The organism is Ningiella algicola, assembly GCF_028401415.2.
Lineage (GTDB): Bacteria > Pseudomonadota > Gammaproteobacteria > Enterobacterales > Alteromonadaceae > Glaciecola.
On sequence record NZ_CP171821.2, the window covers coordinates 2,629,732 to 2,654,122 of the forward strand.

A 24,391-nucleotide genomic window follows, 5' to 3' on the forward strand; every position below is an offset into this window, starting at 1 on the left:
ACCGCGTTTACGCGCTATCGGCCTTTGCGCGCTCAGTGACTAAGTCTTGTTCAGCTTTCGGCTCTTTAAACAACGCGGCCAGCAATACAAATACACCAATTGCCATAGCGGCAGGCACTAACCATACTTGAGTCCACAGAATGCCAGACGCTTCGGTGTAATGCTCAACCACATAACCTGAGACATGAGAGCCGATAAACATACCAACGCCGTAGGTACAAAAGGTCATTAAAGACTGCGCACCATCCTTCAAATGATGCGGCGCTTTTTTATCGGCAAATACCTGACCGGTAACAAAAAAGAAGTCGTAGCAAATGCCATGAAGCGCGATTCCAATATAAATTGGCCATAGATTAAGCTCGCTATTGTAAGCAAACAAGCCGTAGCGAATACTCCATGCCGCAACCCCTATCAAGAGCATTTTTTTGTAACCCAAGCGCTTGAACATCAGAGGCATTAACAGCATAAACAGCACCTCTGACATCTGCCCAATGGTCATCTTTCCAGCGGCATTTTCTACATTTAAGTCGTTTAAAAATAAATTGGTGAAGTTGTAGTAAAACGCCAGGGGAATGCACACTAACATTGAACCAATAAACAGCACCAAGAACTCACGGTTTTTAAGTAAGCTAAGCGCATCGAAACCAAAGGCTGATTTGAGACCGGCCTGACTTGCGGGCAATGTAGCTTGCTCTTTCGCTTTCGGCTGTGGCAGTGAAAAGCAGTATGCACCCAGCACCAGCGAGGCAACGGCTGAAAGCTGCAGGGGCAAATTCGTTTCTTCCACATCCCAAAACCCTACTGATAAGCCCGCCGCAATCCATCCCAAAGTGCCAAATACCCGGATATACGGGAAATGCTGAGACGGATGTTCAATGCTTTGAAAGCAAAGAGAGGCAGAAAGCGCTAGAGTAGGCATATAGCAAAGCGAATAACCCAGTAATAACGCATATACATGGCTAAATTCGGTGGCTTGACTGGCAAAGTAAAGCAGCACTGCGCCACCCAGGTGCAAGCTGGCGAGCATGTTACGGGTCGAAAGGAGTTTACCTGCCATAAAACCCACAATTAAAGGCGATATCATTGCAGCAAGTGGGTTTGCGCTGTACGCAGAGCCAATTTGTGTCCCATCAAAATTTAACGAATACGATAAGTATGTACCTAAGGTCACAAACCATGCGCCCCAAATGAAAAACTGAAGAAACATCATGACGGAAAGTCGAATATGGAGGCTATTTAGCATGACTAGGTCTTTGTAAGCGAAATATGTTTTTGATACTAATGGGCATCAACCGGATAAGTCAATTAAATGATGCATTTTGCATCATTTTGATGCTTTAATTTTGAAGGCATTATGCTAGTGTTAATGCTTCATTGATTGCATTTGCAATATTAATTGAGGATAAATAAGGACTCGCGCTTATGTCTGAAAATCAGCCCGATCACGTTAATCGTTCAAACCCGAAACTGAAAGTCGTCGGCATTGGTTTTGATCATATGCATATTGGCGACCAGCTAGCCGCAGCTCAAGCATCACCAGACTTTGATGTGGTCGCCGTGTATGACACTCAGTCTGAGCGCATGGCACAAGTCTGTGCCGATTTAGGTATAGCCGCTTCCATGCAGTATAGCGACTGGGAAAAGATGTTAGATGAGCATCAAGCTGACCTAGCCATCGTCTGCTCAACCACGGCTGAACATCTTCTGTGGGTAGAAAGGCTTGCTGCTCGACGTGTGCATGTGGTGCTTGAAAAGCCCTTTGCAGTGTCAGCTGAAGAAGCAGAAAAAGCGATAAGCTTGGCGAGGCAAGCAAATATTCGTTTAGCGATCAATTGGCCGCTAGCATGGTATGACTCCCACCGCACTGCTTATCGCATGATCAACGAAGGAATCATTGGCAAGGTCATAGAAGTGCATTATTACGATGGCAATCGTGGCCCGCAGTACCATCTTCATGCAAAAAAAGAAGTCAGTGAGCCAGTTGATATTCAAAGCACTTGGTGGTTTAAAAAAGAGACCGGCGGCGGCGCAATGCGAGACTATTTGGGCTATGGCAGCACGCTGGCAACCTGGTTCAGAGACGGCGAGTTACCCAGCAGAATATCGGCGAACTCATATATACCTCAAGGCTTTGAAGTAGACGTGCAGAGTGTTGTTGTAGCGCACTACGACAGCGGACTATCAAGTTTTCAAACCCGCTGGGGCACATTTACAGACCCATGGGTGACACAACCTCAACCATTTTGTGGCTTTGTTGTAGTGGGTGATAAAGGCACTATTTGCAGTCGTGACTATGCCGATGTTGTGGGTGTGCAAACGCGAGAACATCCGGAAGCAAAATCAATCCCTGTCGATGATTTTAGCGATACACCCAACGTGTTTTCATTACTCTACAAAGCCATAATCAATGAACATGATTTGGGTGGCCCATGCGGCGCGAAGATTTCTTTAGGTGGTCAATACATCGTCGATTGCGCTGTAGAAAGTAGCGAAACTGAGCGGCCAGTGGATATGCCCGTCAGATCTCTTGATAAGCCCTAGAATGAAGCGTTAAAGCGAAAAAATAAACTAAGAGGTTGAACAGTGTCGAACCCTTACGACGATAACACCAGTGTTGCTGGAAATGAATCCCTTAATATAGTTGTCCCAAAGCCGCGCATGCCCAAGAAACTTAGCGCGGGTATTGCAATAGTAGGCTGTGGCGCAATTGGAAAAATGCAGCTGAAAGCATACAAAGAGGCTGGATGGGAAATAGTAATGATCTGTGACAACACACTCGAAAATGCGCAGAAAACTCGGGATGAATATTTTCCAAGCGCGCTTGCAAGTGACAGCTTTGATGATGTGCTGGTGAGTGAGCAAGTTATCGTAGTTGATTTAGCGATTCACGTGATCAATCGGCCTGAATATGTGGAGCGTGCAATAAAGGCTGGAAAGCACGTGCTTAGCCAAAAACCTTTCGTCGAATACTTAGCACAGGGACGCGCACTTAGTGAGCTGGCAGTGAAGCATCATGTCAAGCTGGCAGTAAATCATAACGGCCGCTGGGCAGCACATTTTAGAGCGCTGAAACTACTCGTAGATCGTGGCTACATTGGAGAAGTATTTGCCTTAGACTTTGCATGCTACTGGGGGCACGATCAACTGTTAGAAAACCATGTCTTAGGTAAGGATCCTAATCTTGTTCTTTATGATTTTTCTATTCATTGGTTTGACATCGTCGCTTGGATGTTTGCCGCTAAGCGCCCTAAAAGCGTTTATGCGACAGTAAAAACGCGGGAGGGCCAAGTCATTAGCGCACCCTCACTTGCATCAGTTATTATCGAGTATGAAGATGTCATGATCAATATTGCCATGCGCGCAAGCGCACGGTTTGAAGATTGCGGAAGCTTTCACGCTAGCGGAACACAGGGAAACATTCACTATTTGGGCGCTTCTCTTGGCGGGAAAACGTTGCATCTGCAGAATCATCAAGGAAGCGGAGAAGTCAATATTGCACAGGACTGGTTTCCAAATGCACTTAGGCACAGCATGGGCGACTTGCTGTATAGCATTGAAAATGACGCTGAACCCATTGCGACCGCTAGCTCTAGCTTAAACGGCTTGCAACTATGTTTTGCAGCAATTGAATCTGCGCGCACAGGAAAGAAGGTCGCACCGCATACAATAGACGCTCTGCCAAAGTAGCATTGCTGACGCGATACATGTCTCAAATTTCTAAGCTTTGTAGAATAGCCCTTACTTTGCTGCCATTAGGCTTTGACAAACCAATAATGATACTCGGCTTTTGGCCTCTCGTTTCTATTTCAACCTTGTCCCAGAATATGCCGGAACGATAGCTAAATCCAGCCACCTTATTCCAGGGAATTTCGTGGCTATCCGTCCATAGGTAAAACAAGCCAGGTGCTTTAAATGTGAGCTTCTCAGCATCGGTAGTGACTTCATGGGGAATGAGTCGGAAACGAAACAAAAATGAAGGGAACAGTTCCGCTTTCACTTCAAGCTGCGGGATTTTCTCTTTTGCACCGGCCATGCGCGGCATACTTGCTTGACAGTATCTACAGCTAAGTGCGCCTTTGGGCACTGTTGCGAAACAATTAGCGCATTGGTCGCCATCAGGGTATTCTTGGCAGTGTCCGCACTTAATGGTGGTATCAGCAATCTCGTTTTGACAATAGCGGCATTTCATTGTGTTCTCTTTTTTGTTACTTGCCCTGCACGACGCGCTCAAGCTGTTGCTTCAGCGAGTCATGATACGGCTGAGGCCAATGCTCTGCATGAAAATCGAACCATAGCTCAGTCTGATAAAAGTCTGCAAGCGCGCGATTGAATTCACTCATAAATTGATAGCTTAAAGGGTGTTTATTGCAATTTATTGAAGAGAAGCGTGCTTCGCTAAGCCCTTCAATTTCAAATGAGTGCAGCATCGCGAAATCTTCTTTGCTGCTATTGTGAAAGGCTTCAGAAGGCAACATAATTGCAAAATCCGCTCTGTCGCGAAGCAAGAGTTTCATCTTTACTTGGTGCATGTCTTTGGCATTTAGTCTTAAGACTTGCTGCTCTGATAAACCTGCAATCTGTTCGTTCAGCAGCTCCCCATACGAGGCATGATCCAGCACAATCATTTTTTTGTTCGGGAAGGCCAACATTAGCGCAGATAACGACTTAAGCTCACCAAGCTCGTTAAAAATATGATCGGGATATTCGCCAGGTAATATTTTTGAATACACCCTTAGACTAACACCAACGCTTATAGGGGTAGACATTAAGTACGTCTCTTTACGTTGGGGGGTAATTAGCCTAAACAATGCGCAGGATGGACGTGTTGCATCATCTAACAAACGGTTTAGTCGAGAATTGACGACATAGTTAATGCGATAGGGCACCTGCACTTTTTCAAGCACATACAGCGCCACTTTAGCGCTGACCCCTTCTAGCTCTCCGGTGTTGACCATCTCGGCAAAAGCGGGGGATGAGTGATACAGCGTTACATTTGCAGAGTACGCGGCCCTGATGCACAAGACTAGTAAAGAGCTACACACGCAAAGTACAACAATATGTCGCATGGTTACCTTCACCTTTGAACCCCAGCCGGTTCATTTAAGTCTATACCAACAAATAATTGGTTCTGAGTTTGCAGAATATCACTATATTTTGTAGGGTCAATGGGACACAAAGCAATTAGGACTGATATTCACCGCTTTGACAATTAATCTTGCGCTTATTACAAAAACCTCTCTTGCATTACTCGCTTTTGCAAGTAATTCAATATTATGCAGGCTGGCGCTGGAAAGCGGCGAAATAGATCCAGCAAGTTTCACGCTCATTCGCATCGCAAGTGGCGCTATCGCGCTGACCATCATTTTGCTTTTGAGCAAGCAAGTAAGCGGCAGCTCTTCGCACGCGAAGAATCCTACCACGCCACTTTTGCGCTTCAATTATAGCGACTGGCTCAGCGGCCTTTCACTATTTATCTACGCAGCGGGATTCTCTTTTGCATATGTAAGTTTACCTGCTGGCACAGGTGCCCTGATACTCTTCGCTAGCGTACAATTGACAATGCTCGGTGCAGGTATCATGCGGGGCATGCGCCTGTTGCGCTTGCAGTGGATAGGCTTTGCATTTGCCATATTCGGCTTAGTTTACTTACTTTCTCCGGGATTAACGGCACCGCCACTACTTGGCACCACGCTTATGATATTAGCCGGTGTTGCATGGGGCATTTATTCTTTAAAAGGCGCTAAATCGAGTCAAGCCATTCGCGCAAGCACCGAAAATTTTATTCGCGCGGTGCCCTATTGCATTGGCCTTTCGATAGTGTTGTTGCCTCAAATTGAGGCGTCAATTCAAGGCGTATTGCTTGCAATCGTGTCAGGCGCAGTTACTTCGGGGCTGGGATATGTTATTTGGTATAGTGCTTTACCTGAGCTGAAAACGGCATCGGCGGCCAGTTTGCAACTAACAGTGCCTGTGATTGCGATTATTGGCGGTGCAATTTGGCTACAAGAACTTATTGGTTTACGCTTAGTGTTAGCTTCAATATGCATTCTAGGGGGAGTGGCATTAGTAGTATTGATGTCTAAAGATCCCGTGAGCGAAAACTAACTGTCCACTACAACAACTGACGACGAGTCTAAAGCAACATGCAGGTAACACATTCCAAACACATCCATACCCGACAGGGCGACACTTACTTGATATCTGAAGACGATATCAGACAATTTGATCAACAGGGCTACATTGTACTTCGCAATGTGCTCAGCGAAAAAGAGCTTTGCTTTATCGACACTTGGTTTGAGCACTTTATCAGCGGTAAAGAACGCAGCAAAATGGCGCGCGATTTTTGCGATATGTCTCAACCTTATGGCACCGCGCTTGAGGATTTTCAGCTTATCAACGCCATGTTGCCCAGCACCTATCGACCTGAGCTTTCCAATAATGTGTTCTATAAAGTTGCACAAAATATTGCCAATCAGCTCTACCGCCAAAAAACGGCAGCGCTAGATTATGAACAGTTTTTAGCGAAAAAACCGAATAAACACGGTGCTCAGTTTTCTATGCATCAAGACTTAGGTTATTGGCCAAAAACCAGCAATACATGGACGGCGACATTTTCGTTAGCGCTCTCGCCATCCGACCTTACAAATGGGTGCTTGCAAGTTGTTCCCGGCTCAAATAAAGAAAAAACGCTTCGCCGCCACCTGCCTAAAATACACGAAGACAGCGACGATAACGCTACAAGAGATAACTCGCATGCATTGGTCATTGAAGATAGTGAACATGATCACGTGGAGCATCTTATCGTCAATCGTGGTGATGTTACTGTTCATGATGAGCGAATTGTTCATGGCTCTGGTGGCAACCGCAGCGATAAATGGCGCAAAACCTACGTTATGGCATTTCGAGACGAACAAACCATCGCAGAAGAACGTGCAATGGGATTTACACATTCACATAACGACAAATTGGATTGGAATGCGATTATTAAGAACAAGTAGTCGCATTGTATGAGCAAAGTCACCTTATTAGATGGCGGCATGGGCCAAGAATTATTGAGCCGAAGTTCGCGCGAAGTGACACCTATGTGGTCAGCCGACGTGATGTTAAATGAGCCAGACTTAGTGCGTGATTTACACCGTGATTTTATTCTAGCTGGCGCGCGCGTGATTACTCTTAATACATACACCGCAACAGTCTCAAGGTTGACGCGTGAAGGTTACATTGACCAGCTCGAAAACTTACATAACAGTGCTATGCAGGCTGCACAAGACGCGATCAATATGGCCGAAATAGATCACGTTAAGATTGCAGCATGCTTACCGCCTTTGGTGGCAAGCTACAGACCTGAAGTATCCCTAACCTTTTCAGAATCGTTGCGCGAATATCGCAAGTTAATGGATTTACAATCTGCTGCAAGCGATATTGTGATTTGCGAAACCATGTCATCCATTACCGAAGCGCTCGCTGCCTGCACTGCGGCTAAAGAGAGTGACAAGTTGGTGTGGGTGGCATTGTCGGTTCAAGATACATCGAGTATCACATCAGATAGCAGACGTCTTAGAAGTGGCGAACTCCTCAGCGATGCGCTAGATGCCATTAAGCAACTACAGCCAGACGCTGTGCTTCTCAACTGCAGTAAACCTGAAGCTATCGATGCTTGCTGGCCACTAATGCAAATCTCTGGTCTGCAAGTGGGCGCCTATGCAAATGGATTTACCTGTGTTGAAACACTCTACCCTGGTGATACGGTTGAGCATCTACGCTCCAGAAAAGACCTCAGTCCTCAAAAGTATGCGGAGCATGCAATAAATTGGGTAAACAGAGGTGCAAGCATTGTTGGTGGATGCTGTGAGATTGGTCCACAGCATATTCGTAGAATCCATGAAGCGTTGTGTGATGAGCATTGAGTATTGTTAATTGTGTCCAGATCTATTAGACCAGATCAATCGCAAGCCGCTCGGAATGGCCAATCAGGTATAGCAGCAGCTAACAGCGGGCTTGAGGGTGAACCACAGCCATTTGGGTAAATATCGTACGAATAGCTAGAAGAAGTGAAACCCCTTACCTCATCGTATGGAGCCGGCATTGGTTCACTGAAGATTTTGTTTTCAGTAAAATCAGCTCCATTGCTTTTATAATAGCCAAGTGAAAGCTTGTCCTTCTCCACTTTTATTTCAAGTACCAATTGTTTCATGAAAATCGCTTCCGCGTCGTTCAATCCGAGTATATCCACAGCTTCGGATTTACCCTTATCAATTGAAAACTCATACTTTATTCGGTGAACGGAATAGTCGCTCAGAAAAATGACGTACTCGTTTGTTGTAGCCCTAGAGAGGCAACGCGTCAATTCGATTTTGTTTGTACACATCAAAAAGCTGTCAAAACTAAGCCGAGCATTGAGCTTCTCTATGGCTTCGTACTCGTTACTTTCACCAAATTCTTCTAGTAACTTTTTATCGCTAAAGACGGGGACGTGTTTCACCGCAACATTCTGCGAGGCATATACAGTTTTGGTAAACATAAAAAGAAACACGATTAGTACAACGAAAGTAATTGAATTCATAGTTATAACCTCTTGTTTTGTTAATACTAAATCAATCTGAAATAATTAATCGTCGAACTACAGAGAATGGAAATAAACAGTTAGGTTAAAATTTAACCAATTTCGGATATTACTATTGCCAACATTCTTGTCAAGATCGGATATTTTATGATGGCAGTATAAAAAGCGAACTATCTGTTCTTAGAAACTAACAACTGCAGTGTCGAAAATACTTAATAGCATTTCTATTTTTGCATCGCCCCGTTGACTGTATTGGCAAATTGGCTGCCTGATTCCTCCGCCTAGACTCAACCTCACGCGTTTTTTTGGAGTATTCGCGCCAAACAGTAATATAAGAGCTCAAGTCACCGCATCAAAGCGTGGAAAAATACACAAGGAGCGGGCAGGTGATAGCCCTGAACTGGCTAATAAAGAAAATAACCAGTCAGATAAACTTTACAATGCTATGGGGATGTCGTGGGCTCAACGCCCGATAACCGGCTAGTTAGAACGAGTTTTCAACATTAATATTATCGGGAGACTGACGCGCGAAGTGCGAGAAATGCCAAGGGCATAATGTGAGCATAATCGCCTGCATCACTGACGTTTTTGGATTATCACTTAACGATTCGCTACGCTTGCTCAACCCAGTTTTCTATGCGTAGACCTTCAACGCGCTTAAACTCACGGATATTGTTTGTTATTAGTATTAAGCCCTTACTTCGAGCATGACCGGCTATCATCATGTCATAGCCACCAATCTTGTTACCTTTCAACTCAAGCTCAGCTTTAAGTTGGCCAAAGTGGTTTGATGCCTGCTCGTCAAAAGGCAATATCTCAAGCCGAGCTGAAAACCCTTGCAAATCGGCTAAATTCCGCCCCACTTGTTGCGATTTTTCAGCGCCGCAGATCAACTCTCCCCAAGTAACCGCAGATATGCATAATTGACCAATGTGCGCATTAAAAAGGCGCCTGATATGAGTTGGCTTACGTTTAATGGTAAAAATAGCCATATCCGTATCCAGCATATATTTCAGCATTAAAAGGACTCTCTCTCTTGCGGGGCAGGCTGTAGACGTGACTCCATAAAATCAGTTGAAACACCTTCACCCTCAAACCATTCGTCCCAAGCTGTGCCAGCTGGCGATATGATACGGGTATTGCCTACAGCGACCACATCAACATCTTTGATGTTTTCAGGCATTTCAACGGCCTTAGGAAGCCTTACCGCTTGAGATTTGTTACTTTTAAAAACTCGTGTTTGGACCATAATTAACAACCATATACAAATTGTATATTCATTATAGTGAAAGTGATGGATATGTAAAGAGGATATACAATCTGCTGCAAGTAGGCGCCTATGCCAATGGATTGACTGGGCAAAATATAGTGTCCTAACAATGTGCGCTTAGATTTGGCTCATTAAATAATCATGCACTTGTTCACGATCTGACAACACAAAAAGCAGCAATAAATCATCCTCGCTTGCTTGCTCAATTAACAGTTTTGCCGCGTTTAGTGGCGTATCGGTCACTTTGATTTGTGCAGGAGACACGCCTTGTTCAAGCAAGCATGCTTGTGCGATAGCTGGAATATCGCCTAATTCGCGACCTCTCAAATATACCTCCAGTTCTGCAATCGCATACGCGTCTGCGTTGAAACCGGCTACGGCTAAGGTAAGATCCCGAATCTCTTTATCGCTTCTATCTCCGGCATGACTGAACATGGCAAATTTATGCTTATGCGGTAATAAGTTAGCGGTGTTTACAATAGCGCGCATACTGTGTTCATTGTGCGCAAAATCGACGATTACGGTTGCCCCTTTCACTTTGTAAATATTGCCTCGCCCCGGATTATCGGCGGGACTACTACCAAAACTCTTCAAGCCTTGTTTGATAGCCTGCAAAGGAAGCTTAAGCGCCATACATAAGCCCACTACGCCAAGCGCATTTTGTACATTGTGCGCGGCCTTCCCGTTCATTGTCATTGCAATATCGCTAAGGGGCAATACCTCAATGATGTTAGCCTCTTCACTGGAGTTGCCATTGCCAGCCATGTAAGTAATTGAATCGTTTCTAACAAACACTGCAGGCTTGTTCGCTTTTATGTGGTTTTGAATCAGTGGATTGTTTTCATCCATGCTATACCAGCACAAAGGCGCATGCATGACCTTAGCCTGCTCAACCACTAGCTTGTTATCCGCATTTACGACCAAACAACCAATGCCCTGCAAACCTTTTGCAACCACAAACTTGGTTTGAGCAAGCTCTTCCACCGTATTAATACCGTATTGGCCAAGATGGTCAGCGGCAACGTTGGTGATTAGCGCTGCATCAACGGATTCAACGGGAATACCGCGTCGCAGTATTCCACCGCGCGCCACTTCTAAGAATGCCATTTCGGTGCGCTTGTCTCTGAGTAGCATGCGCGCACCGCCCGGGCCTGAATAATCGCCAGTATCAATAATTTCATCGCCCACTTTTATAAAGTCAGTCGACGTAACGCCTGCATTAATACCTGCACATTTGGCGATTTGTGCAGCCAAGCGAACACTTGTGGATTTGCCGTTTGTTCCGGTAATAAAAGCACGCGGTATGTCACTATATTTTGCCCAGTCAATCGATTGGGGATCAGGTAAACTGCGGGCAGGCCAAACATCTACTGAAGCGCCCATGCCAAGACTCACTTCATCGTCATCGCTAATGCAAGTCACTTGATGCTTGTTTGCCGCATCCATTAGTACCAAAAGTGCGGCGTTTTTCTCTTCAGCTAACTCAGACTTAAGCTCATATAGGCGCCCTTGCCAATCAGGTAAAACCGAATGCTGTAACTCAGCCGCTGCGCAGTCCCATGCAAGTTCAGCTAGCTCGCATGCGGTATAAAGTTCATCCATATTTGCAGCCAGCACAAAACTGGCACCGCCTTCATAAAATCGATGTTGTACCTCTGGATTCCAGCCAAAGTCCTTTAGAAATCTCTGTGCCCAGCGCATCCAGCAAGAGAGCACTTTATTGGCATCGATATCCGAGAACAGCACATCAACGATTGCTCCGGGCTTATCCCAAATAAGATTTGGGCCAGTTAAGCGGCGAACCTCATCAAGCTCAAGCTGCATTTGTTTCTCCCTTGCCTTTTGCGTTGACAGGCCTAGTCTGAATCTTCATCGCGTTCGATTACCAAGCGCACGCCGCGATCGTCTTTCACGATAGACTCACCCGCACTTAGCTCAAACTTATGCTCTACCGGTTCGTAAAGTTTCTCAGGGAAGTCTTGAGAGGGCGTTTCGCCAACTGCTTCCGCTGTCTCACCGCTGTTAAAGTGAACAATTTGCTTCCAACAGCGCGTAATGTTGTCACCTAAAATAATCAGTAAGTCGCCTTTCTGACAGTCCTCAAGCGCTTTTTCAACTGCGTCACTTTCTGAGGGAATAATTTGCACCGCGTTCTCGCTTACGCCTTCTTTGACCAAGGTGTCTTTGAGAATGGTAGGCACTTCATCAAAACCTCTACCGCGTCTGTCATCATCCGCTTTACAAATATACTCATCAAAATGGTTTGCAATAATGCTAGCCGCTTCAACAAAGTCTTCGTTACGTCGGTCACCCGGCATGGCCATGACAATGCGGCGTTTGCCAACAACATCTAGACGCGTCGCTAAATCGGTAATCGTTTTAATTGCGGCAGGGTTATGCGCATAGTCTAAAATCACTTTAAACGGATGTTCATCGTAAATATTCAAACGTCCCGGCGCTTGATAGAAAGAGGTGTTGAAAATACGAAGCCCCTGCCTGATATCTTCCAAAGAAGTTTCAAAACTGTATGCCATAGCAGTAGCAAACATGGCGTTTTGCACGTTGTGAGTCGCTTTGCCTTCTATCGTGGCGGGAATAAGGTGAGTCCACAGCAAAGGAATGTGGGCGCCCTTGTCGTAAATCGTGATCATGTCACCGTTGATACCTTGCTCTAGCACTACCGCCATGCCGCCGCTTCTAATGTGTTCACGCACCAAGCCATGACCAGGATTTAAGGTGACATAACAAATACGATTCGCGCTACAGAAATCAGCCATGGCCAAGCAATGATGATCATCCGCATTAAGTACCACAACATCTTTGGCCACTTCAACCACCACGCGCTTGATTTGTGCCAGTTGCTCAAGGGTATCGATACCGCGTTGACCGAGGTGATCTGAGCTAATATTTAAACAGGCGCCTACATCACAGCTTTTGTAACCTAAGCCGCGCTTCAAAATGCCGCCACGTGCGGTTTCCATAATCGCAAAATCTACGTTGGGGTCACGCAAAACAATTTGCGCAGAGGTGGGGCCTGTCATGTCCCCCTTCACACTCAAATGCCCATCAATATAAACCCCGTCGGTAGATGTCATACCGGTAGTGTAGCCTGCTGATTTCATGATGCTGGCAAGCATGCGAGAGGTCGTGGTTTTACCGTTAGTGCCGGTGATGCCTGCAATTGGAATACTGGCTTTGCTACCGGTTGGGAAGAGCATATCGATGACTTTACCCGCTACATCGCGCGGCGTACCTTCACTGGGCGCAACGTGCATTCTAAAGCCGGGCGCTGCGTTACATTCACAAATACCGCCGCCAATTTCCTTAAATGACTTGCTGATATCGTCAGTCAAAAAGTCAACGCCACCGACATCTAAGCCAATAGCTTTGATAGCGCGAATGGCCATATCCCGATTGTCTGGATGCACAATATCGGTGACGTCAATGGCGGTGCCGCCGGTTGACAAATTAGCTGTCGAACGCAAATAAAATATTTGGTCTTTTTCTAATACGGTATCTTTATCATAACCTGCATCTGCCATTAGCCTTTCGGCCTGCGTGTCTAGTTCAAGGCGCGTGAGCACTTTTTCGTGACCAATACCGCGGCGTGGATCTTGGTTCACTATATCCACTAGTTGTTCAATCGTGTTCATGCCGTCCCCTACCACATGCCCTGGGACGCGTTTGGCGACTGCCACCAATTCGTTATTCACCACCAGCATTCGATGATCGAGACCTGTTAAGTAACTTTCAATGAGCACCGCCTTGCTCGTTCCGAACTTTTGCGCTTCGGCAAAACCCGCTTCAATTTCTTCGTCGCTGCTTAAATTAATGGAAACGCCACGACCGTGGTTCGCATTGAGCGGTTTGACGACAACAGGATATCCAATACGATTGGCTGCTCTGACAGCTTGGCGAGCTGAATAAACCATAAGCTGTTTGGGCACGGGCAGGCCTAAGTCGTTGAGTAAGTTATGGGTGTCTTCCTTATCGCATGAAATTTCAACCGCGATATGCTTGGTTTGGCTAGTGACGGTTGCCTGAATGCGCTGCTGATATTTACCGTGACCAAACTGCACTAATGAGTATTCGTTTAAACGTAGCCATGGAATACCGCGCTCTTCGGCTGCGGCGACCAAAGATCCTGTGCTCGGGCCAAATTCTTTGCGCTGAGCCATGCGCACAAAACTATTGAGCTCGTCAGCAAAATCAAAGTCTTCTTCAATGTTAGCGTCAATGGCTTTTTGGACATTTTCAGGCATTAAATGCGTGAGTAACTTCATACCAAGTGCACCCGCTTCTAAACCTACATCTCGCTGCTGATACTGATATACGACATTGTAGCAACCTACTTCACCCAAACTTCTGGTGCGACCAAAGCCAACATCTGAACCCGCTAAATTTTGTAGCTCCAGCGCGACATGTTCCCATATGTGACCAATCCATGTACCTTCGTCCTCGCGCAAGCGACGAATAAAGCCACCCGGCTCACCGTATGAACAACCATGCTGCTGAAGCGATGGAAGCGCGTCGACCAAACCACTAACAAACTCTTCTCCTAATTTCATAGAGGGCCAGTTTTCAAGCTCTCCTATATCTATTTGAAAGCGAATCACTGGGAAATTTGCGTAAATATTGGGACCGACATAGACATTTTTACTAAGAATTTTCATACGCATATTTTCCATTAGAGTGATTAGAACATCAGTTCTTCAATTATGTTATTCAGCTTTAATCTGGCGTTTAGTAAACAACGATATGTTGAAGAGATAAATAAAACTAAGCGAGACATCTACAATCTACTGAAAAACTGAACAGTTTAAAAGTCAAAGGAGATTATTGTTTTGATCAATGATGTGTTTAACTCTTGATCGTAATTATTCGAGCGCTCTTGATATTGCATACACAATATTCCATTTACAAAACGCTTACCGATGGTGCAGAGCGATTTGGCATCAACCTTAGTAACAGACTTGAGTGCGCACTAAAATCTAAATTGGCACAAAAATGAAAGCCAACTAGCACTTATTATGCACTAAGGTGTATCACTGAGCTTTCTTGTCCATAAAAGCTGCTATTTCTTTGCCGACGGGAGCCTTATGTTCGTATATCCAAGTGAGACTGGCAACCGTATCAGCATGGTCTAAATCGGGATAGAATATGGTTTCAAATACATTGCCTTCATCTTCCAAGGCCTTCGACAATTTCGTCAAATTGCTACGGCCTACAACATCGTCTTTTTCGCCGTAGACGAATAGCATCGGCGGTTCTTGACCATCTATAAATGTCGTAACCTGCATATTAGGATAGTTAGCAGGTGGGCCAAACATATCCACAAAGTCTTCCTCGGTTGGTACAAAATCATAAGGCCCTGATAAACCAATGAAAGACTTTATTTCTATCTTAGCGTGTAAGTACCTTTCATCTGTTGCAAGCAATGCACCAATAAGTGCGCCAGCAGAATGCCCCATAACATTAATTGCGCCTCTATTGCCACCATACTTTGCAATATTATTGTTGGTCCACTCCAGTGCTTCAGCACCATCTTCCATAAAATCTGAGAATTTAACTCGTGGATATTTCCTATAATCGGGTATAACCACAATGTAACCAAGCTCGGCAAAATAATTACCGACAAAGTGATAGTTTTCTTTGGCTCCTTCTTTCCAACTACCGCCATAAAAAAAGACGATCACCGGCGCATTCATCGGATTACTGGGAGAGATTATGTCAAGGCCTATATCTTTGGACTTGTCGGTAAAGACTATGTTTTTTATTAGCTCTGTGTCTGAAAACGATAGTGGCGCGTTTACAATAGCGAACTGCAACTGAGAGCAAGCTGTGAAAAATAGCGAAGCAAATAACAAAACGAAGAATCGAAGATACTTTTTTCTCATGCTCATATTTCCTAATGTAAACAGCATTGCGCCACCAAAAAAGAAACTTAAGGTAATAAACAGTACGCCTTTGAATGCATTTCGTTGCTGATAGGGTTAAATATTTTGGCTATTTGCATTCTAGAGTTGGAAATTTCAATTGCTTGGTATTTGGCTGAAAGTAGTAATTCGTTGGAATTAGTGAAGCCATCTTCTTTAGAATGCTGCAAATAGATACTCTCTATCCGACTCAAGTTGACAAATTAATGCTGTTGACTCCGCGTTAGGGATGAGCGCAAAGCCCTCGATAGGGGACATACTGGATTTCTATGGTCATATACTATTTGAGCAGTCATTCAGCTATATGATCAATGTATTTACCCGCAGATATTCAACTTTCACTTAAAAAGTAATTTGCTGAAATCCATTTTTCAAAGCATGTTTTTTGTAAGAATTTTACTTACATGGATATTACCAAATGCCACGAACAATTACTTTTTAACCTAGCCCCAAAATGGATGAGTTTATCAATACTCTGGTTAGTGCCGGTGATTATTGTAGTCAGAGCGAAGTTATTCGAGAGGCCATTAGGCTATTACAAGGTAAGCGATCATTTTAGACCGTTCTTTACAACCGTTTGATTTAGGTCTAGTGGTGCAGCGCTAATATGCCTGACTATGCCTGCCGGTACTTTGTGATGTGTTTTTGCGTTGTCGTTGGCAATCAACACCGTTTTTCGGTTTTTCTTAAGTAACGTGCCGGTGACTGTCGTGCCGTCATGAGTAAATTGCACTTTCATACCAGGTCGTAAGATGGCAATCGCGGCTTCGTCTTGCTGCTTTTGCAGGGTATCTATGCGCTCACATACAAATTGATTGAGTATATATAGTTGGTCAATGGATAAATGGCTGATGTCTATCGTGGTTTTGATGTCTTTATTTGTCATGGTGTGCTTACTTTTCTATATCTGAGCGCAGGCGTTTGTCTGCGAACAGGACTTTCCAGCGCCGAGGGGTTAAATCGATAACGTCTTTTGCCGGATGTTGTGAGACGCGCTGCAGTACATCCACCAAGTAGTGATACGGATTGATGTTGTGTAATTTGCACGTCACGGTGAGTGTATGCAAGACGCCAAGCTGTTTTGCGCCTAGTTCACTCCAACAGAACAAGTGATTCTTTCTTCCCATAGGGATAACGCGCAGGGCTCTCTCCAAGTGGTTCGTATCGATGCTGACTTGCGCATGAGTGAGGTAAGTTTTTAACTCATGATGGCGCTCATAGGCATAAGCAAGTGCTTTGGTTAACGGGTCTTTAGGCAGTAATTCAGGTCTCTGGCGCTGCTCGTATATCCATTTGAATAATGCAGTAATGATAGGCTCACTGTGTTTAAGGCGATATTGCACGGTATCCTCGGCATTAAGTGCCTGTTTTCGTATGTGCGCTTCAATCTTGTATAGCTTTTGTATTTCAGCCAAGGCGTATTGCGCCTCTTTAGGGTGATAATCCAATGCTTTTTCGAAGTAGCGGCGCGTGTGCGCCCAGCACGCTGCATGGGTAATTGTTTGACCTTGATGATTAAGCGTATCAATGACTTGGCTATATACCGCATAACCATCGCTTAACAAGGTGCCGTTAAAGCCTGCTAGTTGCTCCATTGCATGTTGTTTACCGCGAGAAGACGACCAGGTAAAGGCCACTTCATCTTGCTCACCATACATCGGCCAGAAGTAGGTTTGCTTCATTGTTTTTGATGGTTGGCTTGATGTGCGGCTGCGGCTGCGGCGAGTCGAGGATTGTCGACCCGCCTTCATCGGCGTTTCATCCATACTGATGTTCCCCCCGGTGAGGATATTACTCAGCACGGCGGTGGCAATGGGGGTCAGTAAATCAATCCCTTGGCTAACATAATTAATTAGGGTAGCGCGTGATAGCGTGACCCCCGATTGCAACATCCGCAGATGCTGGCGATGAAGGGGTAAATGATAAACCGCTTTATCTACCATGAGCCCTGCTAATAAGGACACATCGGCATAGGTGCCTTCTAGTACGTTAAGTGGTGTTTTAGGCGATTGGATATCCCCACTGTCTTTGTGCTTGAGTACATTTTTGCGGTAAATGAGAATTTGATAGCTGCCTGGCAATTGTGCCAAGCGATGGCTTTCTTTTACGCCAATGACCTCATAGTTATCTGCATCTTCACCTTCAAGCTCCGGACATGGGACATCAATCACTTTTGTCGGTACATCATCAGTAAAGCGAAGACCAGTGTCATTGACGTTATTTTCATCTTTTTGCTTGACTGAACGCGCATAGCCTTTGACGGCTTTTTTAGGCGCAGACGGTAAACCTTCATCCTGAGCTTGACCAAACAAGTTGGCTTGGTCAGGATTATCGATGATGTGTTTTTCTGATTTGCGCCCAAACAATTGGCGTTTAAACCAGTCAACTTGTTGCTGTAATGCTGCCATTTGCGCACGCACTTTTTCATATTCTTCGATAGGAATATGCGTGCTGTTTTGTATACTGGTTGAGGCGCTTTTCATGCCGCGAAGTATAGCGAATTCAGCTACTTAAGTCGCTTGTTTTGTTTGCCTTTTTGCCAATAAATACCATCTATTAAACACTGCAGTTGCGCGGCATTGAGCGATAGTTTGCCATCGTTACCCGCCACCTTGGCAAAGGTGCCGCGCTCCAGTCGTTTTGACCACAAACAGTACCCACCTTGATGATAATACAGCACCTTCATCATCGTGCGTTTACGATTCACAAACACAAACCAATCGCCTGCATGCGCAGGCAGTTGCATCTGGTGTTTCACCAAGGCCGCCAAGCCGTCAAACTGTTTGCGCATATCGGCAATGCCCAAATACAACCAAATGCGTGCATTGGTAGAGGACAACATCAGCCATCAGTACTCATATTCAGCACGACACCGTTTGGTAGCGTTAGCTCAATTTGCCATTGGCGCGTGTCTGGCAAGGCCATTGACTTCGTATCAATCGGCAACCACTGAGATGGCGCTTGCGCTAAGTGACTGTCACTGCGCTTTTTGCGTTGCAGGTAAAACGTAGATTGATTGATGTTGCGCGACTGACAAAACTGCTGGATTGTCATCTCGCTAACGGCTTGCTCGTCGATGAGGCGTTGCCATTCTTCACTTGTTCGTCTGGTCATTGATAGGTCTCCTGTATTTATCAATGACGCGATCTTAAATTATGCTTACGAGTGGGTGAAGAACGGTCTATTTTGATCGCTTACATTACAAGAAAAGCAGGCAAAGTCAAAACTTACACAACGTCGCAAGCTTATTGACGATGAGGATCAGAGTCCTGATGTTGCCAACTTCTCTATGACATCAGTAAAGCGCGAACTGGATGCTCGATAGTGACAGCTTATAAGGTCTCAGAACAAGCGTTTGATGACCTACTAAATATTGGATCTTACACAGAGACTGAGTGGGGTGTTAATCAGAGAGATATCTATTTGGATGACATTGAAAGTCAATTTGAGCGATTGGCGAAAAACCATTAAACGCATTAGTTAAAAAGGCTATTTGCATTCTAGGGTTGGAAATCTATAAAACTTGCAGTGATCTCAAAAACATCTATTGGTTGGAATTTAACTTATAAATGGCAGTTACTCGTGCAAAGCGGTCGCTCACGACTATAGACTAATTCTGAAATTATGATTTATATGAAATGGTGCTCGTGAGACAAACCGGTAACTCGGGATATTATTATTTGGAATAAATATTTCATAATTTGTAGCTCTGGTTTGTACGTTTTGCGGGCGGACGGTTTACATAATTTCTAAGGCTGCATTGAGCGAAAGGCGAACTTACGACCAAGCTTTCTGAATTATTGAGTTAAAACTAGCATAACGAGCCGGTAGCACCTTGTTTTTTTTGCGAACCAAATACAAAGTTTCCACGACTGGTTGTTGTGGCTTCAATACTTTTAATCGTTCGAGACTATGAAAGCAGTCTACGGCACTTTTGGGTAATATTGTGAAACCTATACCGTGAGCTAATGGCTCCAAGATTTGATTGATTTGGTTAATAAAACCAATGACACGGATGCTGGTAACATCCAGTTGAGTTAAATCTTCTTTTTTTGATTGCCTAAAATACATCGACAAATAATGCTCGGCATCCGGATGGTCAATTAGACCCAAATCTAAAAGTAATTGACCCCAGCTATTATTAACATTTACTTCTTGTGGGACAATCAAACACAGTTCTTCTTTTCCAAGCTCTTCAAAATCAAAGAAACTTTCATTCGGTATGTCGGTGACAATTCCTTGGTCAATTATACCATTTTTTATGTCAGTTAAAATTTCATGATTTGGCGCTGCCTTCATATTAATGTGAATATTGGAGTGTTGATTCTGAAGTTTTAATAGCTTTGGATAGAGAAACAATGCCACTGAACCAGAGCATGCCAAGCTGCATTTTCCTGAAAAAGGGTCGTCATAGCTGAGCTGCTCAAAGAGAGAGTTTTCGACTCTGATTAATGTTTTTGCATGGTTGTACACTAATCGACCTTGCTCAGTAATTGAAAATGACTTTTTTTCTCTCTTAATTAAATTGTACCCGCATGCTTCTTCTAGTTTGTTGACGTGCTGACTAACTCCCGGTTGAGTCATATTAAGCTTTTCAGCAGTTTGTGTGAAATGTCCTATGTCGACAAGCGTAATAAATGTTTTTAACCAGACTGGATTCAGCATAATCACTCTTTAATAATTTATTCTTATCACTTTAATAATAATAGATAATTTTAACTAATCAAAAAGCAGCTGTATAGTTTGCTCATCAAGTCGAGTTAGCATTAAGCAACAACCGGAGGTAAATTATGAAGATGAATCATGTTGGTATTATGGTTGGAGATATGGACAAAGCGGTTGAGTTTTATACGAAAGCGTTGGGTCTGCGGGTTGTAATGAATAACACAAAGGTTATAGAAGAGCGAGAATCAGCTATCGGACGCATGTGTACTGCGGTATTTGGTGAAGGGTTCAAGGGTTTTAATATTGCTCACTTAGTGACAACTGATGGTATCGGTGTTGAAATGTTTGAGATGGTTGAGCGCGAAGAACGTCACAAAGTTGATTTTTCGCGCCTTGGCATCTTTCATTTCTGTTTGCAGTTACCAAAGGAGCAGTTTGATACAGCAATTAAGCGTGTAGAAGAGTACGGTGGCAAAGTCCGGATGGATATCCACCGTTACCATCCGGAAGACGAACTAAAGCAAGCACAAATGGTTTATTTAGAAGACCCATTTGGCAACCTATTTGAGTTTTACTCTCATTCATATGAAGACACTTACGCTACAGACTACGAATAAGGTAAAGGGGGGGGTATGTCTCTCCCTTGTCTAAATCTGACCAATATTGTAGCGATACATTTTTAAATTAATAAAGTGTCTGAGAGTCTGCTATGCGAACAAACCGATTAAATACTGTATATAGACAAATAGCCGATTAATAATCAATCAATTGACTGAAGTTTTCTTTACGGAGCACCCTTGTAATTTCTATGTATTCAGGCTTTTGTACAAAAAAAACTGCATATGATTCGTAGACTGCTTTTTGAAACTTTTCGTGTGCAGTAAACGCAAAAGGGTATTGGTTGCATGTTTCGGTCGAAATCGATCCATCATTTCGTTTCAATCCGATCATTGATTTCGATTTGAAACGATCACCGATTTCGGTGTTATTCGATCAAATTGAGCACTTTTCCGAAATCAGTGATCGGAATGCCGAAACAACCTTCTTTTTCTAGTTAAATCAATTGGTAAGCTATGCCTTAACGTCAGTGTTAAGGAAATACGCAGCCATGCCTAGAAAGAGAACTGAAATGAGAAAAGTAAAAGACGTCCTGCGCTTGAAGTTTGAGGTAGGATTGAGCAATCGCGATATTGGCAAATGCCTGAGCCTTGGCCCCGCTACCGTGAGTGAAGTCCTCACGCGATTTAAATCGAGTGATTTAACATGGCCACTACCAGAGGGCCTAAGCGATCAGCAACTTGAAGGCAATCTCTATACTGCTGCGACGGCTAAACGCAAGAAACGCCTACCTGACTTCCTGAAAATGAAAATTGAGCTAAAGCATCGGCATATGACCAAGCTGCTGCTATGGCAAGAATATTGTAAAGAAGATAGCGCCACCGCTTACGGATACACTCAATTCTGCGAGCACTATCAGTCGTGGCTTAAAAAGCAAAAACGCAGCATGCGCCAGCATCATATTGCCGGCGATAAGTTATTTATTGACTACTGCGGCCCAACAGTTCCCATTGTTAGCCCTGATACGGGGGAAATCAGATATCACGCGCAGATATTCGTTGCGACGCTAGGTGCGACCAATTACACCTATGTCGAAGCGGGCCGCTCACAAAAGCAAGAAGATTGGATAATGGCGCACGTGCGTGCGTTCAATTATATGGGCGGCGTGCCGCGCCTGTTGGTGCCAGACAACCTCAAGTCAGCGGTGATTAAAGCTCATCCTTACGCGCCTACGCTGAATGAAAATTACGCTAAAATGGCAAGGCATTATGGCACGGCCATCATGCCCGCTAGACCTTATAAACCCAAAGATAAAGCCAAAGCTGAAAATGCCGTGCTGATTGTTGAGCGTTGGGTATTAATGCGCTTGCGTCATTATGTGTTTTACACCTTGTCAGACTTGAACGTTAAAATCAAAACCCTAATGGAGGACTTAAATAACCGTCAACAACGCATGTATCCTGGCTCACGCAAACAGCAGTTCGAGTTGCTAGATAAGCCCGCGCTGGGCAGTTTACCCGCATGCCCTTATGAATACATCGACAGTAAACGCGCCAAGGTCGGCCCTGACTACCATGTGCTGTATGAAAAGCATGCGTACTCTGTACCTAATGGTTTAGTCGGCGACACTGTCACGCTAGAAGTCAGTGCCAATATCGTGTGTATTTATCATCACAACCAGCTCGTCGCGCAACATGCTCGCACGTTTAAAGACGGCGGATTTACGACCATTAAAGAGCATATGCCACATAGCCATGTGAAGCAGCGCTTCGGTCCAGAGCGCCTATTAAGTTGGGCTGAAAATATTGGCGCGGGTGCTCGTGGCGTGGTTGAGTGGCATATCCAAAGCCGTAAACACCCTGAGCAAGCGATTAAAAGCTGTTTAGCCATACTGCATCTCACTAAGCAATACGGCAATGCCCGCGTAGAGGCCGCCTGCCAAAAAGCCTTACTGCTTGAGCGGCCACATCGCACGGTGGTGGTAAATCTACTCAATCATCGCAAAGAAGCGGCACATCAAGCACCCGAGCAAGATGACACACCTGTCACACACCACAATATCCGTGGACAACATTACTATCAATAGGAAACATCATGAACCAACAAGCACTGCAAGAGCAACTGCGCTCACTGCGACTTGGGCACTTTAGCCAAGCGCTTGAGCTGCAACAATCACAAGTGGCGACATATGAGGATATGAGCTTCGAAGAGCGCCTTGGCTTACTGGCACAGCACGAAATACTCTGCCGTCAAAATACTAAAATCAAACGCTTAATACGTCAGGCAAAAATGCGCTTAGATGCGCACGCCAGTCATCTAGACTACCGAGCAGCACGAGGACTGCGCAAGGAAAAAATAGCGACCTTACTCAGCGGGCAATACCTGCATTACTCGCACAACGTCATTATCACAGGGGCAACCGGTTGCGGTAAAACCTATTTAGTCTGTGCGCTTGGACAACAAGCATGCGAGCAGCATCACAGCGTTAAATATTACCGACTAGGTCAGTTACTCGATGAGCTTAACATCGGCCATGCCGATGGTAGTTACCGTCAACAACTGGCGCAACTTGCCAAGAAAAAGCTGCTAATACTCGATGACTGGGGCATGGAAAAGCTAAATGCTCGACAAGCCAACGACTTGCTTGATGTCATGGAGGACCGTTATCAAAACGCCAGCACTATTATTGCTAGCCAAATACCGGCGACAGACTGGTATAAGCTCATAGCAAACCCGACCGTTGCTGACGCACTACTTGACCGATTACTGCATAACAGTCATCGCATCGAACTCGCTGGGGAGTCAATGAGAAAACTAGACCAATCCGATCACTTAGGGTAAAAAGAAGGCTGGGAGAAAAGAAGGTTATGAAGCGATCGGATAGAACCGAAATGACTGACTGTTTTTACCGAAATACGCAATTGGTCAGGCGAGTTTGTAATGGCGTTGAGGACAGACAGTAATCCTTCATAAAATTGAATTGCAGAGCTTTCACCAAAATGCCTAATGCCATATCTAATGATTTTTTCTAAATCCTCATCGGCTGCATTAGTAAGTCTATATTCTGGCATTAATCAGCCTTAGCATTTAATACATCTTTTAGAATATCTTCTGCGCTTCTACTTGATAAACCACTTCGCTCTCCAACCAGTAAAGCCAGCCTTAGAGAGTCAATCTGGTTCGACTTTTCTTGTTCTTTGCGTATCAAATCTCTCAACAACTCACTATCACTGGCATATCGACCCTGTGAAAGTTGTGACTGAATCCACTCGTTCTGCTGTGATGTGAGTGTAATACTCTTTTTTACCATGCCCATTGATGCTGTCTCTTTTTACTCGGTGCGATAAAATACTACCACTGGTGGAACAACTATTGCAAAGAAATTACTCACACGCAATT

General features: G+C 44.6%; 26 protein-coding genes. 10 read left to right on the forward strand and 16 right to left on the reverse strand.

The features are described from left to right. Nucleotides 1-7 precede the first annotated feature (7 nt). Nucleotides 8-1,243 carry a nucleoside permease gene (locus PN836_RS11305; protein WP_395338382.1) on the reverse strand — a complete coding sequence of 412 codons (1,236 nt, stop codon included), beginning with the start codon at nt 1,241-1,243 and terminating at the stop codon, nt 8-10. Between the two features lie 179 nt (nt 1,244-1,422). Between PN836_RS11305 and PN836_RS11310 the strand changes: the two genes are divergently transcribed. Together PN836_RS11310 and PN836_RS11315 are read left to right on the forward strand one after the other, a co-directional pair. Beyond that, complete coding sequence (locus PN836_RS11310) at nt 1,423-2,541, forward strand: Gfo/Idh/MocA family protein (RefSeq protein WP_395338384.1); 1,119 nt, start codon at nt 1,423-1,425, stop codon at nt 2,539-2,541. Between the two features lie 42 nt (nt 2,542-2,583). Further along, nucleotides 2,584-3,687 (forward strand): Gfo/Idh/MocA family protein, encoded by a 1,104-nt coding sequence (locus PN836_RS11315; protein ID WP_395338386.1) that lies wholly within the window; start codon nt 2,584-2,586, stop codon nt 3,685-3,687. A 22-nt stretch (nt 3,688-3,709) separates the two neighbouring features. Here the strand turns inward: PN836_RS11315 and PN836_RS11320 are convergent, their stop codons facing one another. Beyond that, entirely contained in the window at nt 3,710-4,189 is a 480-nt protein-coding gene (locus tag PN836_RS11320; RefSeq protein WP_395338388.1) for a hypothetical protein, read from the reverse strand. 16 nt (nt 4,190-4,205) lie between these two features. Next, nucleotides 4,206-5,066, reverse strand: coding sequence for a hypothetical protein (locus tag PN836_RS11325; RefSeq protein ID WP_395338390.1), 861 nt, complete (start codon nt 5,064-5,066; stop codon nt 4,206-4,208). 136 nt (nt 5,067-5,202) lie between these two features. Between PN836_RS11325 and PN836_RS11330 the strand changes: the two genes are divergently transcribed. The 3 genes from PN836_RS11330 to PN836_RS11340 are packed head-to-tail and all read left to right on the forward strand — an operon-like array spanning nt 5,203 to nt 7,907. Then, nucleotides 5,203-6,105, forward strand: coding sequence for a DMT family transporter (locus PN836_RS11330; protein ID WP_395338392.1), 903 nt, complete (start codon nt 5,203-5,205; stop codon nt 6,103-6,105). A gap of 38 nt (nt 6,106-6,143) precedes the next feature. Continuing rightward, nucleotides 6,144-6,998: a phytanoyl-CoA dioxygenase family protein gene (locus tag PN836_RS11335; RefSeq protein WP_395338394.1), complete on the forward strand. Its 855-nt coding sequence runs from the start codon at nt 6,144-6,146 to the stop codon at nt 6,996-6,998. A gap of 9 nt (nt 6,999-7,007) precedes the next feature. Then, nucleotides 7,008-7,907, forward strand: coding sequence for a homocysteine S-methyltransferase family protein (locus PN836_RS11340; RefSeq protein ID WP_395338395.1), 900 nt, complete (start codon nt 7,008-7,010; stop codon nt 7,905-7,907). 35 nt (nt 7,908-7,942) lie between these two features. Here PN836_RS11340 and PN836_RS11345 read toward each other — a convergent pair whose 3' ends face one another. The 6 genes from PN836_RS11345 to PN836_RS11370 all read right to left on the reverse strand — a co-directional run bounded on the left by PN836_RS11345 (nt 7,943) and on the right by PN836_RS11370 (nt 15,730). Then, a complete protein-coding gene (locus tag PN836_RS11345) occupies nt 7,943-8,563 on the reverse strand; it encodes a hypothetical protein (RefSeq protein ID WP_395338397.1) in 621 nt (206 codons plus the stop codon). 611 nt (nt 8,564-9,174) lie between these two features. Continuing rightward, nucleotides 9,175-9,582 carry a type II toxin-antitoxin system tRNA(fMet)-specific endonuclease VapC gene (vapC, locus tag PN836_RS11350; protein ID WP_395338399.1) on the reverse strand — a complete coding sequence of 136 codons (408 nt, stop codon included), beginning with the start codon at nt 9,580-9,582 and terminating at the stop codon, nt 9,175-9,177. Further along, a complete protein-coding gene (gene vapB / locus PN836_RS11355) occupies nt 9,582-9,812 on the reverse strand; it encodes a type II toxin-antitoxin system VapB family antitoxin (RefSeq protein WP_395338401.1) in 231 nt (76 codons plus the stop codon). Before vapB ends, vapC begins: the two co-directional genes overlap by 1 nt. 138 nt (nt 9,813-9,950) lie before the next feature. Then, the gene (locus PN836_RS11360) at nt 9,951-11,657 is read right to left on the reverse strand and encodes a Mur ligase family protein (RefSeq protein WP_395338402.1); all 1,707 of its coding nucleotides are present in this window, start codon (nt 11,655-11,657) and stop codon (nt 9,951-9,953) included. A gap of 32 nt (nt 11,658-11,689) precedes the next feature. Then, nucleotides 11,690-14,506, reverse strand: coding sequence for a cyanophycin synthetase (cphA, locus tag PN836_RS11365; protein WP_395338404.1), 2,817 nt, complete (start codon nt 14,504-14,506; stop codon nt 11,690-11,692). 372 nt (nt 14,507-14,878) lie between these two features. Next, nucleotides 14,879-15,730, reverse strand: coding sequence for an alpha/beta hydrolase (locus PN836_RS11370; RefSeq protein ID WP_395338406.1), 852 nt, complete (start codon nt 15,728-15,730; stop codon nt 14,879-14,881). Nucleotides 15,731-16,223: 493 nt separating this feature from the next. On the opposite strand from PN836_RS11370, the gene PN836_RS11375 reads away from it, so the two are divergent. Beyond that, nucleotides 16,224-16,328: a ribbon-helix-helix domain-containing protein gene (locus tag PN836_RS11375; RefSeq protein WP_395338408.1), complete on the forward strand. Its 105-nt coding sequence runs from the start codon at nt 16,224-16,226 to the stop codon at nt 16,326-16,328. Here PN836_RS11375 and PN836_RS11380 read toward each other — a convergent pair. The 4 genes from PN836_RS11380 to tnpA are packed head-to-tail and all read right to left on the reverse strand — an operon-like array spanning nt 16,320 to nt 18,883. Further along, entirely contained in the window at nt 16,320-16,655 is a 336-nt protein-coding gene (locus PN836_RS11380; protein ID WP_395338410.1) for a hypothetical protein, read from the reverse strand. The genes PN836_RS11375 and PN836_RS11380 overlap by 9 nt on opposite strands. A 7-nt stretch (nt 16,656-16,662) precedes the next feature. Next, nucleotides 16,663-18,252, reverse strand: coding sequence for an IS66 family transposase (tnpC, locus tag PN836_RS11385; RefSeq protein ID WP_395338412.1), 1,590 nt, complete (start codon nt 18,250-18,252; stop codon nt 16,663-16,665). Between the two features lie 23 nt (nt 18,253-18,275). Next, complete coding sequence (tnpB, locus tag PN836_RS11390; RefSeq protein ID WP_395338414.1) at nt 18,276-18,611, reverse strand: IS66 family insertion sequence element accessory protein TnpB; 336 nt, start codon at nt 18,609-18,611, stop codon at nt 18,276-18,278. Next, nucleotides 18,611-18,883 carry an IS66 family insertion sequence element accessory protein TnpA gene (gene tnpA, locus PN836_RS11395; RefSeq protein ID WP_395338416.1) on the reverse strand — a complete coding sequence of 91 codons (273 nt, stop codon included), beginning with the start codon at nt 18,881-18,883 and terminating at the stop codon, nt 18,611-18,613. The genes tnpB and tnpA overlap by 1 nt, the downstream gene beginning before the upstream one ends. A 210-nt stretch (nt 18,884-19,093) precedes the next feature. Between tnpA and PN836_RS11400 the strand changes: the two genes are divergently transcribed. Beyond that, entirely contained in the window at nt 19,094-19,240 is a 147-nt protein-coding gene (locus PN836_RS11400) for a type II toxin-antitoxin system RelE/ParE family toxin (protein WP_395338418.1), read from the forward strand. A 306-nt stretch (nt 19,241-19,546) separates the two neighbouring features. Here PN836_RS11400 and PN836_RS11405 read toward each other — a convergent pair whose 3' ends face one another. Further along, complete coding sequence (locus PN836_RS11405; RefSeq protein WP_395338419.1) at nt 19,547-20,434, reverse strand: LysR family transcriptional regulator; 888 nt, start codon at nt 20,432-20,434, stop codon at nt 19,547-19,549. A 125-nt stretch (nt 20,435-20,559) separates the two neighbouring features. On the opposite strand from PN836_RS11405, the gene PN836_RS11410 reads away from it, so the two are divergent. The 3 genes from PN836_RS11410 (at nt 20,560) to istB (ending at nt 23,833) form a co-directional block, all read left to right on the forward strand. Next, a complete protein-coding gene (locus PN836_RS11410) occupies nt 20,560-21,051 on the forward strand; it encodes a VOC family protein (protein ID WP_395338420.1) in 492 nt (163 codons plus the stop codon). 491 nt (nt 21,052-21,542) lie between these two features. Next, entirely contained in the window at nt 21,543-23,078 is a 1,536-nt protein-coding gene (istA, locus tag PN836_RS11415; protein WP_395338422.1) for an IS21 family transposase, read from the forward strand. 8 nt (nt 23,079-23,086) lie between these two features. Then, nucleotides 23,087-23,833 (forward strand): IS21-like element helper ATPase IstB, encoded by a 747-nt coding sequence (gene istB / locus PN836_RS11420; RefSeq protein WP_395338423.1) that lies wholly within the window; start codon nt 23,087-23,089, stop codon nt 23,831-23,833. Here the strand turns inward: istB and PN836_RS11425 are convergent. Next, the gene (locus tag PN836_RS11425; RefSeq protein WP_395338425.1) at nt 23,821-24,063 is read right to left on the reverse strand and encodes a type II toxin-antitoxin system RelE/ParE family toxin; all 243 of its coding nucleotides are present in this window, start codon (nt 24,061-24,063) and stop codon (nt 23,821-23,823) included. The genes istB and PN836_RS11425 overlap by 13 nt on opposite strands. Next, nucleotides 24,063-24,308: a type II toxin-antitoxin system ParD family antitoxin gene (locus PN836_RS11430; RefSeq protein ID WP_395338427.1), complete on the reverse strand. Its 246-nt coding sequence runs from the start codon at nt 24,306-24,308 to the stop codon at nt 24,063-24,065. The genes PN836_RS11425 and PN836_RS11430 overlap by 1 nt, the downstream gene beginning before the upstream one ends. Between the last annotated feature and the right edge of the window lie 83 nt (nt 24,309-24,391).

Excerpts from the sequence above, each read along its gene's own strand:
- PN836_RS11375 (WP_395338408.1), top strand. The coding sequence starts at position 16,224 with ATGGATGAGTTTATCAATACTCTGGTTAGTGCCGGTGATTATTGTAGT.
- PN836_RS11430 (WP_395338427.1), bottom strand. The coding sequence starts at position 24,308 with ATGGGCATGGTAAAAAAGAGTATTACACTCACATCACAGCAGAACGAG.
- PN836_RS11345 (WP_395338397.1), bottom strand. The coding sequence starts at position 8,563 with ATGAATTCAATTACTTTCGTTGTACTAATCGTGTTTCTTTTTATGTTT.
- PN836_RS11360 (WP_395338402.1), bottom strand. The coding sequence starts at position 11,657 with ATGCAGCTTGAGCTTGATGAGGTTCGCCGCTTAACTGGCCCAAATCTT.
- istA (WP_395338422.1), top strand. The coding sequence starts at position 21,543 with ATGCCTAGAAAGAGAACTGAAATGAGAAAAGTAAAAGACGTCCTGCGC.
- istB (WP_395338423.1), top strand. The coding sequence starts at position 23,087 with ATGAACCAACAAGCACTGCAAGAGCAACTGCGCTCACTGCGACTTGGG.
- PN836_RS11320 (WP_395338388.1), bottom strand. The coding sequence starts at position 4,189 with ATGAAATGCCGCTATTGTCAAAACGAGATTGCTGATACCACCATTAAG.
- PN836_RS11410 (WP_395338420.1), top strand. The coding sequence starts at position 20,560 with ATGAAGATGAATCATGTTGGTATTATGGTTGGAGATATGGACAAAGCG.
- PN836_RS11340 (WP_395338395.1), top strand. The coding sequence starts at position 7,008 with ATGAGCAAAGTCACCTTATTAGATGGCGGCATGGGCCAAGAATTATTG.
- PN836_RS11325 (WP_395338390.1), bottom strand. The coding sequence starts at position 5,066 with ATGCGACATATTGTTGTACTTTGCGTGTGTAGCTCTTTACTAGTCTTG.
- tnpB (WP_395338414.1), bottom strand. The coding sequence starts at position 18,611 with ATGTTGTCCTCTACCAATGCACGCATTTGGTTGTATTTGGGCATTGCC.
- PN836_RS11335 (WP_395338394.1), top strand. The coding sequence starts at position 6,144 with ATGCAGGTAACACATTCCAAACACATCCATACCCGACAGGGCGACACT.
- cphA (WP_395338404.1), bottom strand. The coding sequence starts at position 14,506 with ATGAAAATTCTTAGTAAAAATGTCTATGTCGGTCCCAATATTTACGCA.
- PN836_RS11305 (WP_395338382.1), bottom strand. The coding sequence starts at position 1,243 with ATGCTAAATAGCCTCCATATTCGACTTTCCGTCATGATGTTTCTTCAG.
- tnpC (WP_395338412.1), bottom strand. The coding sequence starts at position 18,252 with ATGAAAAGCGCCTCAACCAGTATACAAAACAGCACGCATATTCCTATC.
- PN836_RS11405 (WP_395338419.1), bottom strand. The coding sequence starts at position 20,434 with ATGCTGAATCCAGTCTGGTTAAAAACATTTATTACGCTTGTCGACATA.
- vapB (WP_395338401.1), bottom strand. The coding sequence starts at position 9,812 with ATGGTCCAAACACGAGTTTTTAAAAGTAACAAATCTCAAGCGGTAAGG.
- PN836_RS11310 (WP_395338384.1), top strand. The coding sequence starts at position 1,423 with ATGTCTGAAAATCAGCCCGATCACGTTAATCGTTCAAACCCGAAACTG.
- tnpA (WP_395338416.1), bottom strand. The coding sequence starts at position 18,883 with ATGACCAGACGAACAAGTGAAGAATGGCAACGCCTCATCGACGAGCAA.
- vapC (WP_395338399.1), bottom strand. The coding sequence starts at position 9,582 with ATGCTGAAATATATGCTGGATACGGATATGGCTATTTTTACCATTAAA.
- PN836_RS11425 (WP_395338425.1), bottom strand. The coding sequence starts at position 24,063 with ATGCCAGAATATAGACTTACTAATGCAGCCGATGAGGATTTAGAAAAA.
- PN836_RS11370 (WP_395338406.1), bottom strand. The coding sequence starts at position 15,730 with ATGAGAAAAAAGTATCTTCGATTCTTCGTTTTGTTATTTGCTTCGCTA.
- PN836_RS11380 (WP_395338410.1), bottom strand. The coding sequence starts at position 16,655 with ATGACAAATAAAGACATCAAAACCACGATAGACATCAGCCATTTATCC.